Origin of the sequence: Pseudomonas tumuqii (assembly GCF_013184545.1) — a bacterium.
GTDB classification, from domain to species: Bacteria; Pseudomonadota; Gammaproteobacteria; order Pseudomonadales; family Pseudomonadaceae; genus Aquipseudomonas; species Aquipseudomonas tumuqii.
Genome location: NZ_JAAOJA010000012.1, coordinates 143065 through 157683, shown reverse-complemented (window position 1 = coordinate 157683; position 14619 = coordinate 143065). Strand labels below are relative to the sequence as shown.

At 66.5% G+C, this 14619-nt stretch carries 8 protein-coding genes; 6 read left to right on the top strand and 2 right to left on the bottom strand.

Features of this window, described 5'->3' with window-relative positions; all coding sequences use genetic code 11:
* Positions 1-139: 139 nt before the first annotated feature.
* Positions 140-793 (bottom strand): TetR/AcrR family transcriptional regulator, encoded by a 654-nt coding sequence (locus G9C89_RS20240; RefSeq protein WP_172151498.1) that lies wholly within the window; start codon positions 791-793, stop codon positions 140-142.
* Between the two features lie 2 nt (positions 794-795).
* Positions 796-2451, bottom strand: a complete 1656-nt coding sequence (gene mhpA / locus G9C89_RS20235; RefSeq protein ID WP_172151496.1) for a bifunctional 3-(3-hydroxy-phenyl)propionate/3-hydroxycinnamic acid hydroxylase MhpA — start codon at positions 2449-2451, stop codon at positions 796-798.
* Positions 2452-2654: 203 nt separating this feature from the next.
* Here mhpA and G9C89_RS20230 point away from each other — a divergent pair, with 203 nt between their 5' ends.
* The 6 genes from G9C89_RS20230 (at position 2655) to pqqF (ending at position 14505) form a co-directional block, all read left to right on the top strand.
* Positions 2655-5549, top strand: a complete 2895-nt coding sequence (locus G9C89_RS20230; protein ID WP_172151494.1) for an AAA family ATPase — start codon at positions 2655-2657, stop codon at positions 5547-5549.
* 139 nt (positions 5550-5688) lie between these two features.
* Positions 5689-5904 carry a hypothetical protein gene (locus G9C89_RS20225; RefSeq protein ID WP_172151492.1) on the top strand — a complete coding sequence of 72 codons (216 nt, stop codon included), beginning with the start codon at positions 5689-5691 and terminating at the stop codon, positions 5902-5904.
* 116 nt (positions 5905-6020) lie between these two features.
* Positions 6021-7538, top strand: coding sequence for an efflux transporter outer membrane subunit (locus G9C89_RS20220; RefSeq protein ID WP_172151490.1), 1518 nt, complete (start codon positions 6021-6023; stop codon positions 7536-7538).
* Between the two features lie 29 nt (positions 7539-7567).
* Positions 7568-8683 (top strand): efflux RND transporter periplasmic adaptor subunit, encoded by a 1116-nt coding sequence (locus tag G9C89_RS20215; RefSeq protein WP_172151488.1) that lies wholly within the window; start codon positions 7568-7570, stop codon positions 8681-8683.
* A complete protein-coding gene (locus G9C89_RS20210; protein WP_172151486.1) occupies positions 8680-11775 on the top strand; it encodes an efflux RND transporter permease subunit in 3096 nt (1031 codons plus the stop codon). The genes G9C89_RS20215 and G9C89_RS20210 overlap by 4 nt, the downstream gene beginning before the upstream one ends.
* A 183-nt stretch (positions 11776-11958) precedes the next feature.
* The gene (gene pqqF / locus G9C89_RS20205) at positions 11959-14505 is read left to right on the top strand and encodes a pyrroloquinoline quinone biosynthesis protein PqqF (protein ID WP_172151484.1); all 2547 of its coding nucleotides are present in this window, start codon (positions 11959-11961) and stop codon (positions 14503-14505) included.
* Positions 14506-14619 lie beyond the last annotated feature (114 nt).

The following is a 14619-nucleotide window of genomic DNA, read 5'->3' as shown; positions in this document are numbered from 1 at the left end:
CGAGGCAGGCAAGACAAGGCAAAAACAGGCGAGGAAGCGGAGTTTACTGCTGTAAATGAGCATTCCGAGCCTGTTTTTAACGCAGTATTGCCAACGCAGGTAGTTTTCCAACAGCCTGCCAGTCGCTGCGCGACTGGGGTCAGGCGGTGACGGGTAAGGGCAGGCTGGCGATCTTCTTGGCTCTGGCGGGTGTAACGCCCAGGGCCATGAGGATCATCTCTACGACCCGCACATCATGCTCTGCCACCGCCCGCCCCTCGACGACCGAGCGCATTGCCCCGGTCGTGCACGCCACCACCATGTCCAGCGCCACCCCTTCGTCCTCGAACCTGAGGGCGCCCTCACGTTGTCCTTCGCGCAAGTCTTCAAGCACATGGTTGGCCAATCGCGAACGCATGGCCTGGTCGAGATGGATGATGCGCAGCAGGGCATTGGCCCATTGGTGATCATCGGCAGCGCGACGGATGAACATGCGCACGCCAATCGAAAGCCGTTGGGCACCGCTATGTACGCTGGCGCTCAGGGTTGCGATGGCATCGGAGAACTCGTCCGCCAGGGTGATGCCCACGGCTTCCAGCACTTCGTCGCGAGTGCGGAAGTAGTTATAGATGGTGCCGTTGGACACCTCGGCTTCCGCGGCGACTTCGAGCAGGGCGATTTCCCCGGCCTCCTTGCGTGCCAGCAAGCGCAATGCGGCGTCAATCAGGGCGCGGCGAGTTCGCTCACGCTTCTTGTGACCTCGCGTGAGCGGTTCGGCTGTGGCCGGCTCTGGCGGTGGAGTGGGGGTGGGCATACTCAGGCTCGCAGTCGAGGGGGCGCGCTGATGGTAATGGAAACACTGTCGGCAGTGGAGTTAGCGCAGGCCATCAGCGCAAGGCAGCTTTGCACCAGTTCGGCGGCCTGGATGCCGGGGAGGTGATGCATGATGTGGCGGTCGGGGCGTACCACGGCCAGTGTGCCCCTGGGCACCAGCGGCAGGATGGCATGATTGAGATCCTCGATGAAGACGCAATCGCCGACAGGGCGCTGGCCGCATGCGCCGATGTGCAGGAAGCTGCCGCCTAGCTTGATCCAGGCAAAGACCTGCTCAGGGGAGAGTGTCGACAGTGGGTCGGCAGCGAATCCGACCAGGGTGAGGTTATCGCCTAGCGCCTCGTCACTCAGCTGCATCTGCTGCTGAGCATTGCGAACCCAAGCCTGGGGGAACAGTCCACCGCGGACCAGTTTGTCTCCCCGACGGTGGGGGGCGAACAGGCCGCGGCGGAAGATGTTCTTCGGTTTGATCGCAAGCTCCTCGAAATACTTTCGGCTAGCCGGGGTCAATGCCAGCGTGCGCATCAGCCCATGGATAAGGAAGGCGGCCAACTTGTTTCGCGGCATGATCAGGCGGCCCATCAGCTTGGCCATGTCGATCATGGCTTTTGCGTGGGGGCGGCGCTCTTCGTCATAGCTGTTGAGTATTGCAGTCGAGGCCCGGCCGCGCAGGACCCAGGCGAGTTTCCAAGCCAGGTTGGCGACATCGCGAAGCCCAGCGACCAGGCCTTGTCCGACGAAGGGCGGGGTGATGTGGGCCGCATCCCCGACCAGGAACACGCGTCCCTTGCTGAAGCTGTTGCAGCAGCGTGCGTGGAAGCGGTACACCGCCTTGCGCTCGATCTGCAGCTCTTGCGAATCGATCCAGGGTGCGATCAGCCGGGCGATGCTTTCCGGGCTTTGCATTTCTTCGCGCGATTCGCCTGGGTGGAGCATGAACTCCCAACGTTCGCGGCCGCCCGGTGCCGGCATATGTGGCGCTGGGCGCTGCGGATCGCAGAGGAACTCGACATGATCAATTGCCGCCTGGCGGCGGTTGCCTGCATCGACGATCAGCCAGTCTTCGCTATAGGTCTTACCTGTGAAGTCCTGGCCGATCAGGCTTCTGACCCTGGAGCTAGCGCCATCGGCCCCCACCAGGTATCTGGCGCGAATGTCATGGGTTTGACCCTGCTGATCCCGTACCGAGGCGACGACGCAATCTGCTTCCTCGGCCAGATTATCGAGCTCGAAGCCGCCCAGGCTGGTTACCGACTCGAACCGGGAGACCTGATCGCGCATCGCCTGCTCGAGGTCGGGCTGGTAGAAGGTCACCAGCTTGGGATGGCCGTCGATGCATCCTGCCGTGTTGGCCCGAGCGAACTGCCCGAGAAGCGGAGAGTGCATGCGTACTTCGGGAATCACTATCTTCTCGAAAGCTTCTTCGGCCAGGCCGGCAAGTTGCAGGATGCGCAGCGCCTCGTTGTCCAGGGCAATGGCGCGGGGCATCAGCAGGACCTCGTGGGTCTTGTCCAGCACCAGGGTCTTTAGCCCATAGCGGCCCAGCAATGCGGCGAGTGTCGCGCCTGCAGGACCGTAGCCCACTACCAGTACATCGACAGTTTCCGCAGGCAGTGCGGAGCCATTCTTGTTGTTCATACCGAGCCCTTGTTGTGATTGAAATCGTGAGACGCGGGGTCTCATCGTCAGGCCGGATCAGGTTATGCAAAATTGAAGATTGTTTCAATATTGATTTTTCTGTCATAATTTGACGGCTTCTTCCAGGTCGAAACTGGCACATCTGTACTGTGCCAGGGGCGACAGGCGACGTTGCAGGCCTTTTCAGTTTTCAGGATTCAAAAGTGGCGCATCCGCAGCCCCATCCGAACCCGGTCAAGATCCGTTTCGCCGAGTTTCAGCTCGACGAGGCCAACGCCTGCTTGTTGTGTAACGGCGAGGCGGTAGCGCTGCCGCCTACGCCCTTCAAGCTGCTCTGCGTGCTGGCAGGCCAGCCGGCATCGCTGCTGAGCAAAGATGCCTTGCTCGATGCGGTGTGGGGCCACCGCTTCGTCAGCGAGTCGGTGCTGAAGACCGCCATCAGCGATCTGCGCACCGCACTTGGCGACAACGCCAGGCAGCCGCGCTTTATCGAGACGGTGTCGAGGCGTGGCTATCGCTTCATTGCTGCCTCGTCCTCAGCACCTTCGCTGCCGCCGGCACTCGCAATGGTGCCGACGGCTGGAGTGCAATCGGCGCCATCATTGATCGGTCGCACCGACGCGATCTCAAGGTTGCACCGGGCCTGGCAGAGGGCGAACGGTGGCCAGCGTGCGCTGGTCTGGCTCGCCGGCGAGCCGGGGATCGGCAAGACCGCGCTGATCGAGCATTTCATCGCCAGCCTCGGCGGCGTCGCCTGCGCGCGCGGTCATTGCGTGGAGCACTATGGCACCGGTGAGCCATACCTGCCGGTGCTGGAGGCGCTGGCCGAGCTATGTCGCAGCGACCCCGCGCTGCCGGCGCTGCTGCGTAGCGTGGCACCGACCTGGCTGTTGCAACTGCCGTGGCTGAGCAGTGCGCAGGAGCGTGACGAATTGCGCCGTGAACTCGCCGGCGTCGGCCCGGAGCGCATGCTGCGGGAAATGGGCGAACTGCTGGACCGCTATACGGAGCAACGGCCGCTGCTGCTGGTCACCGAAGACCTGCACTGGAGCGACCGGGCCACCGTCCAACTCATCGACTACATCGCCCGGCGCCGCGGGCGCACGCGACTGATGTGGCTGGCGAGTTTCCGCGTCGCCGAGGTGGTGGCGCTCGATCACCCGCTCGGCAAGGTGCGCCACGAATTGCGTTTGCAGCGGCTGTGCGAGGAAGTGGTACTCGACCCGTTCTCGGAAACCGAGGTCGCCGACTATATCGCGCTGCATTCGGCCTCGCTGGCGCGCGACGAAGCCTTCGTGCGTGCCCTGCACGAACGCACCGATGGCGTGCCGCTGTTTGTCTCGTCGCTTATCGGCGATGTGCTGGAGCAAACTGACGGCGATGCCACTGTCGAGGCCCGGCTGACGGGCATGGCGGTTCCCGAGAACCTCGCGGCCATCATCGACCACTATATTTCCAGGCTCGGGCAGGAGCAGCGTGGTCTGCTTTCGGCGGCGGCAGTGTGCGGGGGCGAATTCCGGGTGGAGACGCTGGCGCTGACCCTGGAGCGCGACCTCGCCGCGGTGGCCCTGACCTGCGAGGAGCTGGTGCGCGAACAGCTTTGGCTCACGCCGGCGCGAGCCGCCGAGGGTGATGAGGCGGAGCTGCACTATGCGTTCCGCCATGCGCTGTTCCGTCAGGTGCTGTACGAGCGCACGCCGCGCTCGCTACGTACCCACCTGCATAGTCAGGTTGGCGCTGCCCTCGAACGCGAACGCTCGTCCGGCGTGGCGGTTGCTGCCTCGGAGTTGGCGATGCACTTCGAGCGGGCTCGGCAGCCGATGATCGCGCTGCGCTACTACGCCGAGGCGGCGGAGGCGGCGCTGCTGCACTTCAGCCCGGCCTCGTGCATCGGTCTCACCGAGCGCGCGTTGCTCCTGCTGCAACAGGCAGCGCAAGGGCCGGAGCGCGACGCGCTGGAAATTACCTTGGCCACGCTGCAAGGCGTGTCGGCTTTCCACGCGCTCGGCGTCGGCAGCGCAGCCAGCAGCGCGTTCGAACGCGCATACAGGTTACTGGCGGATGCCCCCGAACATCCGCTGCGCGGTCGCCTGCTGCACGGCTTCGGCTATCTGCTGAGTCTGCGCGGCGACTATGGGCTGGCACTGGCGGTAGCGCAGCGCGCCGAAGCCCTCTCGAGCGAGACCAATGATGCAGCACTGATGCTGGCGGCGTGTCTCGTGCAGGGCCAGGTGCAGCATCTTCAGGGGCGTACGCAGGCGGCCCGCAGCTGGTTCGAGCGCGGCCTGGCGATCGCCGAGCCGCTGGGCATCGGCACGCACGAAATATTTGCGGCCGATCCCCAGGTCACGCAGCTCGGCATGCTGGCCATCGAATTGCTGCGCAGCGGCCTGGTCGAGCAGGGCAGGGCGCATCTGCAGCGGGCACGGGCCCGCGCGCAGGCGCTGCGCCAGCCGATGGCCTGGCTGGTCGCCGCCTGGCAGGAGGTGCTGTTCGAGGTGCGGATGGGTAACGCCGAGCGTGTGGCGGCGCTGGCCGACGACATGCAGGCCCTGGTCGATGAGTATTCCCTCGCGCTCGGCCGCACGGCCTGCCGCTGGTGGCGTGGTTGGGCCGACGCGCGCAACGGCGCGCCGCGTGACGGCTACCGGCGCATCCGCGAGGCCTACGAAGAGCACACTCGGCTCGGCATGCGCTCCGGTGCCAGCGAGGTGCTCGGTTACGCCGCCGAGGCGCTGCTGCTGGCGGGGGATTTTGCCGCCGCGCAGGCCGAACTGCAGGAGGCGCTGCGGCTCGCTGATGAACTGGGCGAGCGCGTGTACCTGCCGCAGCTGTTGCTGCTGGAGGCCGCCATCGCGCGGGGGCAGGGCCGGCTAGATGCCGGCAGCGCGGCAGTACGGCGCGCGGTTGAGGAGGCGCGCGCCCAGCAAGCACCCTGGCTGGAACTGCTCGCCCTGGTCGAACTGTGCGGGCAGCATGACGCCGCGGCCGAGGAATATCAGGCCCTGGCGGCGCTGGTCGAGCGGCTGCCTGAAGCTGTGGGCACCGAGCCGGTGAGGCGTGCGCGCGCACTGCTGCAGGCCGCCAAGTTCGTCTGAAGCGGGCTGTCTTCCATGCGCCAAGTGTCGAAGGTCACGACCTCTATATAGACGCGACCGAAGTCTGACCTTTCCCTTACGACTCGAACCAGGGTTCGCCATAGGCTGTCGTCGAACTTTCCTAATCTGGTGGTCCGCGATGATCCTGAACCCTGAATCCAAGTACTCAAGTCGCCGTTCCTATGTGCTGAAACTGCGCAGCGACGCCACACCGGGGGGGGTTGCGGGCCGTCTGGAAAACCTGGTGAGCGGACGCCAGCGCGAGTTTTCCTGCGCCGAAGAACTGCTGGTAGCGATTACCGCCGACCTGGTATCGGCGGCCGCCGAGCCTGTGGCGGACGCCGCCGGCGAGTGACGGCCATGCCTGAGCGGGCGCTCGATAGGGCGACCGAAGCGCGACGCTTTGCTGACAACTTTGCGCGCCCCGGGCTTTACGCTGCTGCCATCTCGAATCCATACGAGTCCAATCCGATGTCGCGACTTCCAACCTCCTATGCGCTGACCCGTCATCCCGGTCAGACGCCCCAGCAACCTGCCGAGCGCAGGTTCGCTCTCGTCGCCGCTGCGCTACTCGCCGCGGCGATCGCCCTGGCCCTGAGCGGTTGTTCCACGCCGGTCGTCAAGCCGTCGCTGGATCTGCCGGCCGAGTTCGCAGCCAGCACGGCCGCCGAGATGGAGCCCGAAGCGGCGTGGTGGCAGGCTTTCAACGACCCGCTGCTGACGCAACTGGTGCGCCGCGCGATGCACGAGAACCGCGATGTGAAGATCGCTGCCGAGCGCCTGCGCGCTGCCCGCGCCGGTGAGACGATCGGCCGCTCCTGGTTATTTCCCAGCGTCGGTTTGTCTGCCTCCGGCGCCGATCGCAGCACCGGCTATGCCACTGCCAAGAAACCAGGTGCCCCGGACATCACCACTGCTGGCGCGGGCCTGGACGTCTCTTGGGAGCTCGACCTGAGCGGTCGTCTGCGTGCCGGCGCGCAAGCAGCCGAGGCCGAGGCGCTGGCGGCGGAGCACGGCGTGCGCGGCGTGCGCCTGTTGGTGATGAGCGATATCGCCAGCAACTACTTCACCCTGGCCGGCGCGCTGCGCCAGGTCGAGACATTGCGCGCAATCTCGGCGGCGCAGGACGAGACGCTGCGCCTGGTCCGCGCGCGCCAGCGCGTCGGGCTGGCAACCGCCTTCGACGTCGAGCGCGCCCAGACCGATGCTGCCTCGGCGCGCGCGCAGATCCCGCCGCTGGAGACGCTGGCGGCCGTGGCGCGCCACCGTATCGCGGTGCTGAGCGGCGACCAGGCCTTTAACGCTGCGAGCATCCAGCCCGCGCGCGGCGATGTGCCGGTGCCTCAGGCCCGGCCGGGCCAGCCCGCCGAGCTGCTGCAGCGCCGGCCTGACGTGCTGGCGCTGATGGCGCAGCTCGATGCGGCCAATGCGCGCCGCCAGCAGGCCGCGGCCGAATGGTTTCCGCGGCTGTTTCTCGGCGCGTCCTTCGGCCGCCAGGGCATGGAGCTGAACGGCGTCGACCTGGGCGCCGCCCGCTTCACCAACGTGGCCGGCCTGCTGGCGATGCCGCTCTTCAATGCCGGGCGCACCCGCGCCATCAACCAGGTTGCCGAGAGCGGCCAGCGTGAGGCGCTGCTGCGCGCCGAGGACGGCATTGCGCGTGCGCTCGAGGACGTGGAGAACGCCCTGGTCACGCTGGCCCAAGAGCGTCAACGCGCCGAGTCGTTGCAGTCGGCCACCGACTCTGCGGAGGCCGCACTGGGCCACGCCCAGTCGCTCTACTACCGCGGGCAGATCGATCTGCTGCCGCTGCTGGACGCGCAAAGGGCGCGTCTGGCGGCCCGCCTCTCCGCCAACGACAGCAACACCCAACTGTTGCTCGATAGCGTGCAGCTCTACAAGGCGCTGGGCGGCGGCTGGCAGGTGTTCGAGCAATCCGCCAACTCCAGCGCAGCTACCGCAGCTAATAACCGCCAACCACTTTCCTAAGCATCCATCGTCTTCAAAGAGGAATCGTCTTGAAGAACTCCCTTACTGCGGCCTGCGCCCTAGCAGCAGTCGCCATGCTCTGCGCGTGCAGCCCGCAGCAGCCGACCGTGCAGACACCACGACCGGTGCACACCGTTGAAATCAGCTACGACAATGCTCGAGAAACCCATCGGTATGTGGGCACCGTGCAATCGCGGCATGAAGTCGACCAGGCCTTCCGCGTGGGCGGCAAGGTCGTCCAGCGCCAGGTCGATGTCGGCCAGGTTGTGCTTGAAGGTGAGGTGTTGGCTGTGCTGGATGACAACGACTACCGCCTCGCTGAGGAAGCGGCGCGGCAACAGTGGGCCGCCGCCGTCGAGCTGGCGCGCCAGGCCGAGTCGGACCGCCAGCGCCTGACCGCACTGAAGGCCGACGGCTCGGTCAGTGCGGCCGACGACGAGCGCGCGCAGACCAACGCCCAGACCGCCCGGGCTACCGCCGAGGCCGAGGCGCGCAAGCTTGAGCTGGCGCACAACCGCCTCAAATACACCGTGCTGCGCGCCTCGCGCAGTGGCGTGGTCACGACCGTGCGCTTCGAGGTCGGGCAGGTCGTGCCGGAGGGCCAAGCGGTTGTCTCGATCGCCAATCCGGGCGAGCCCGAGATAGTCGTCGATGTGCCCGAGGATCACCTGGCCAACTTCCAGAAGGCGAGCTTCAAGGCCTCGTTGGCCAGCACGCCGAACGAGACCTTCGCGGTCCTGCTGCGCGAGCTGTCGCCGCAGGCCGCGGCGCAAACGCGCACCTTCCGGGCGCGCCTGAAGCCGCTGGGCACGCGCTCGCTGCCGTTGGGCGCGACCGCCACCCTGCTGGCCGAGCGCGAGATGACGGATAGCTCGGTAGCTGTGGTGCCGGCCAGCGCGCTGACGCAAAGCAGCGGCCAGCCGGCGCTGTGGCTGGTCACGCCGGCAGGCGATGAAGCTGTGGGCAGCGTCGAGCTGGTGCAGGTCACTGTGCTGGGCTACCGCAACGATGAGGTGCTTATATCCGGACCGCAGGCCGGCGCACGGGTGGTCATCGCCGGGGTGCAGAAGATGGCGCCCGGCATGAAGGTCGCCCTGCCAGGCGCGACGATAGCTGAAACCACTCTGCAGCAGGCCGCCCGATGAACAACTTCAACCTTACCGATTGGGCGCTGCGCCACCGCGCCGTCGTCCTGTTCATGCTGATCCTCGTCGCGCTGGCCGGTACCTTCAGCTTCACCAGGCTCGGCCAGCTCGAGGACCCGAATTTCTCCGTGCCGTCGATGACCGCCATGGTCATCTGGCCGGGCGCCACCGCCCAGCAGTTGCAGGACCAGGTCCTCAATCGCATGGAGAAGAAGTTCGAGCAGATCGACCACTTTGAGAAGGTGGTCACCTACGCGCGACAAGGCTATGCGGGCATGACCCTCACCGTGCGCGGCGGCACCTCCAAGGCCGACCAGCGCGAAGCCTGGTACCAGGCGCGCAAGAAGCTCAATGACCTGAGCCTCGAACTGCCCGAAGGCGTGGTCGGCCCGATCGTCAACGACGAGTACGGCGACGTGTACGGCTTGATGTACGCCGTCAAGGGCGACGGCATCGACCTCGCCGACCTGTCCGACGCGGCCGAGGACATCAAGCGGCGCATGCTCAAGGTGCCGATGGTCAAGAAGATCGATGTCATCGGCAAGCAGGCCGAGCGCGTCTATGTCGAGTTCTCCCACGAGCGCCTGGCCGCGCTGGGCATCACCCCGCTGACCATCGCCGAGAGCCTCAAGAGCCAGAACGCCATGCTGCCCGCGGGCCAGATCGACACCCGCGGTGACCGCGTTATGGTGCGGATGACAGGCCAGTTCGCCAGCGAAGAGGCCATCCGCAATGTGCCCATCACAGCAGGCGGGCGGCTGATCAAGCTCGGCGACATCGCGACCGTCACCCGTGGCGTCGAGGAGCCGCCAGTCTATACGGTGCGCCACAACGGACAGCCAGTGCTGATGCTCGGTATCAGCATGACCAGCGACGGCAATATCGTCGACCTCGGCAAGGCGATGGACGCGGCGGTTGCCACCATTCAGGCGGAACTTCCGTACGGCGTGGAGCTGGAACTGGTGGCCGACCAGCCCACCACGGTCAAAGACGCGATTCTGGACTTCGAGCGCGCGCTGGCCGAGGCGCTGATCATCGTGATTGCCGTGAGCCTGGCCAGCCTGGGCTGGCGCGCCGGCCTGGTGGTCGCCGCCACGGTGCCGCTGGTGCTGGGCGGTGTGGCGCTGGTGATGCTGGCGATGGGCTGGAACCTCGAGCGCATTTCGCTCGGCTCGCTGATTATCGCCTTGGGCCTGCTGGTGGATGACGCGATCATCGCCATCGAAATGATGGTGGCGAAGATGGAAACCGGCTGGGACCGGGTGAGGGCGGCGGCCTTCTCCTACCAGGCCACGGCCATGCCGCGCCTGACCGGCGCGCTGATCACCGTCGTGGGCTTCCTGCCGATCGGCCTGTCGCAGTCCACCACCGGTGAGTACGCGGGCGGCATCTTCTGGATCGTCGGCGCCGCGGTATTGCTCTCGTGGATCTGCTCCGGCATTTTCACGCCGTACCTCGCGGTCAAGTTGCTGCCCAACGACCAGGGCAAGCACCAGCATGGCAGTGATCCGTACGACACCAGGTTCTATCGCGGGCTGCGCCGCCTGATCGACGCCGCCATCGAGCGCCGCTGGGTGGTCATAGGCGCGACCTTTGGCGCGCTGGCGCTTGCGCTGGCCTGCATAAAACTGGTGCCGCAGCAGTTCTTCCCCAACAGTTCGCGTCCCGAGCTGGTCGTCGATCTGCGCGTCAAGGAAGGTGCCTCGTTCGCCGCGACCAGCGAGCAGGTCAAGCGCATGGAGAAGATCCTGGCGAAGGACGAGGACGTGCGCTTCTTCACCGCCTATACCGGCGCCGGCGCGCCGCGCTTCTACCTCTCGCTCAACCCCGAGTTGCCGAATCCGGGCTATGCCCAGTTCGTGGTGATGACCAAGGACCTGGAGGCGCGCGAGGCGGTGCGTGAGCGGCTGATGAGCATGGCTGACCAGCAGTTTCCGCAGGCTTGGTTGCGCGTGACCCGGCTGGAGCTGGGGCCGCCCGTTGGCTACCCGGTACAGTTCCGCGTCGTCGGCCCCGACACCCAGGTGGTGCGCCAGATTGCCCGCGAGGTAGAGCAGGTGGTCACATCCAGCCCGAAAGTGCGCGACGTCCAGCTCGACTGGAACGACCCGGTGCGCGCGCTGAAGGTGCAGCTGGACCAGGACAAGGCGAGCGCCCTGGGTCTGACGCCGGCCGACGTGGCCCTGGTGACCCAGACCGTGATGAACGGCGCGACCCTGTCACAGTTGCGCGAGCAGGAGGAGCTGATCGACATCGTGGCCCGTTCCGTGCCCGAGGAGCGCCTGAGCCTCGACACCCTCGAGGACATCAACCTCTACACCCGCCAGGGCAGCGTGGTGCCGTTGTCGCAGGTGGCACAGGTGAGCTACGAACTGGAAGAACCGGTGCTGTGGAGGCGCAACCGCGACATGGCGATTACCGTGCGCGCCGACGTCAACGACGGCGAGCAGGGCGTGTCGGTGACGCAGGAGATCCAACCATTGCTCAAGGACATCGAGGCGAAGCTGCCCTCGGGCTACCGCATCGACGTCGGCGGCGCGGTGGAGGAAAGCGACAAGGCCAACCAGGCGCTGCTGGCGGTGGCCCCGCTGATGCTGATCACCATTCTGCTGCTGTTGATGCTGCAACTGCAGGACTTCTCGCGCATGTGGATGGTGGTGCTGACCGCGCCGCTGGGCCTGATCGGCGTGGTGCCGGCGCTGCTGGTGTTCCAGTCGCCGCTGGGCTTCGTCGCGATCCTCGGCATCATCGCCCTCGGCGGCATGATCATGCGCAACTCGGTGATCCTGATCGACCAGGTGCAGATCGAGATCGCCCAGGGCCGCGCCCCCTGGAACGCCGTGCTGGAATCCGCCATCTGCCGGGCCCGGCCGGTGATGTTGACGGCGCTGGCCACCGTACTGGCGATGGTCCCGCTGACCCGCAGCGTGTTCTGGGGGCCAATGGCAATCGCGATCATGGGCGGCCTCACCGTGGCGACGCTGCTGACCATCTTCTTCGTCCCGGCGCTGTATGCCGCCTGGTTCAAGGTGCGCCGCCATACGGCCGCTGGCGACCAGCCGGTGACTGCCGATGCCGTGCCAGCTTCCTGAGTGACGAGCGCGGGGGGCAGGAGCAAAGAGGCCTCGGAGGCTGGCTATTTGCTCAATCGCCGAGTTCGCCAGGTCATTCGCTTGGACTTTGTACGGTTGCGGCTACTTCCAAAGCACTATTGCCCTTCCATTACTCGCTGTTCGATGCTGAAGTGCCGAAATCTGCCAGAGCCGAGCCTCGTTATGCCTGCCGTCTGCAACGTCCCGTCCGTCAAGGTTGCCCTGCCCGAGTGTCGGCAGTTGGCCAACGGGCTGCAGGTGGCCATGCTCAGCCTGCCGGGTACGGCCAAGGCGGCGATCAGCGTGCGGGTCGCGGCGGGCAGCCATGATGAGCCGGCCGATTACCCCGGCATGGCGCATTTTCTCGAGCACTTGCTGTTTCTCGGCAGCAGTGGCTATGCCGTCGAGCAGAGCCTGATGGCCTTCGTGCAGGCCTGCGGCGGGCAGGTCAATGCCTCGACCCAGGCGCGGCACACCGATTATTTCTGCGAGGTGCCGGCGGATCGACTCGACGAGGCCTTGGCCCGCTTGCTCGATATGCTGGCCCATCCGCTGCTGGATGAGGCGGCGCAGTTGCGCGAGCGCGAGGTGGTGCATGCCGAGTTCCTCGCCCGCGGCCAGGATTCCGACACCCTGGTGTCGGTGGCGCTGGGGCAGGCGTTGCCGGTCGGGCACCGCTTCGCGGCTTTCCAGGCCGGTAACCGTGACACCCTGGCCGTCGAGCAGGTCGCGTTCCAGCAGGCGCTGCAGGCGTTTCACCAGCGGTTCTACCAGGCCGGACAGTTGTCGCTGATGCTGGTTGGCCCGCAGACGTTCGATGAGCTGGGTGAGCTGGCCCAGCTTCACGGCGCAGCATTGCCGGGGCGCGGCAGGCAGCAGCAGTCGCCCCCGGCGCCGTTGTTACCGCTGAGCGTGCAGCGGTTGCGCATGACCCTGCCTGGCGGTGTGCCCTCCTTGCACCTGGGCTTCGCCCTGGAGTGGGGCGCGCCTGGTCTGGATGAAGCCCTCGATTTTCTGCAGACCTGGCTGCGTTTTGAGGCGCCGGGCGGTTTGCTCGCCGGCTTGCGCGAGGCGGGCCTGGGCCAAGGGATACAGGTACGGCTGGTGTATCGCCATGCCGACCAGGCCATGTTGCTGCTGAGCGTTGCTGGCGTCGACGAGGCGGCCGTCACCCAGGCCGCGGTTGTGGCCGCCGTGCTGGGCTGGCTGGGCTTCTTTGCGGCTGCCGGTCAGGACGAGACTTTGTACGAACGCTATCGGGCGATCCAGGGGTGTCGCCTGCACGGCTTGCAGCCGTTGGCCCTGGCCCGTCATTGGCAGGAATGCCTGGCGGCTGACTGGAACCCGGGCGCTGGCTTGAGCGGCGCTGGCCTGGCCGCAGTAGCGGGGCTGCTGGAGCAGATGCAGGACCCCCAGCGTCTGCTCATGCTGTTCGGCAGCGCCCGGCCCATGCCGAGTTGGCCGGCGCCTGGCTTTACCTTGCAGATGCAGGAGACGCCATCGGTCAGCGCCGCGCCTTGCACCTGGGCGTGGCAATTGCCGCCGGCCAATCCGTTTCTCGCCCCGGCAGCCGCCACAGTTGCTGCCCTTGGCATCGCGGCCCGGGTGCGTTGGTTGCCAGCTCCAGCCACCGACGGGCAAGGCGTTCTCTATTGGCGCTGTTGGTTGGCCGAGCGGGTCGACGCTGCCGAGTTGCAGGCGCTGTTGCGGGTGGCGTTGCGGACCATTGAAGCCGATGCCGCGGAGGTCGGGGTCGCCCTGCAGCTGGACGGCCGGGATGATGGCTGGCAAGTGTCGCTGCAAGGCGCCGCCGCCTTGCTGCCGACGATATTGCAGGCGGTGCTGGCTACGCTGCTTTGCCCGGCGCCGAGTGCCTGGCAGCAAGGGCCGCGCGAGGCCCGACAGGCTGCCATTCAGGCGCAAGCGGAGATGCCATTTCGCCAGTTGCTCAGGCGTTTGCCCGAGTTGTTCGCGCCGCCCAGGGGCGAGTGCGCCGCGCTGACCCCGCAGCGCCTGCATCAGTGCTACCGGCAGGCACGGTTCGATGGCCTGGGTGTGGGCGTGGCGCCAGCCGGGCAAGCCGAGGTCGAGCGATTGTTCAGCTCGGTCGCGGTGCTGCATGCGCCCGAGGCGCCGCCAATGGGGCCCGTCAGGCGTTACTGGCAAGACGCTGCCATCGACTGCAGTGATTCGGCGTTGCTGCTGTTCTGCCCGTTGCCGGCCACGGATGCAGCGACCGAGGCGGCGTGGCGCCTGCTGGCGCAGGCCTGCCAGGGCGCTTTTTTCCAGCGTCTGCGCAGTGAGCTGCAACTGGGTTATGCGGTGTTTTGCGGGTTCCGCCAGGTGCAGGCGCAGCGCGGCATTCTCTTTGCCGTGCAGTCGCCGCATGCCTCGGCAGAGCAAGTCCTCGGCCATATCGAGGCATTTCTCCAGGTCCAGGGTGAGCGCCTGGCGACACTCGATGAGCAGGCGCTGGCGCTCATGGCTGCCGAGCTACGCCGGCAGGCGCTGGCCAAGATCAGTAGCCCGCAGGAGCTTGCCGAGCAGTACTGGCAAGCGCACCTGGCCGGTTTGCCCGGGCAGCATGAGAGGGCCGTACTGCAGGCCCTGGCCGCGCTCCAGCGGCCACAGTTACTGGCCGCGCATCGCCAGCTGAGTCAGGCCCAGGGCAGTTGGCGGGTACTGGCCACTGCCGCCAAACCGGTATCGGGTTGGTCAACGCCAAGCTGATCGGCTGCGCTACTTCCTCCATATATTCCTCCGCCCAGGGCATGCCGTCGATCAGGCGGCAGGCCTGCGTGCGTCTCGGCGCAAAGGCCTACGACCTTTGGCTTGCTCCGTGGT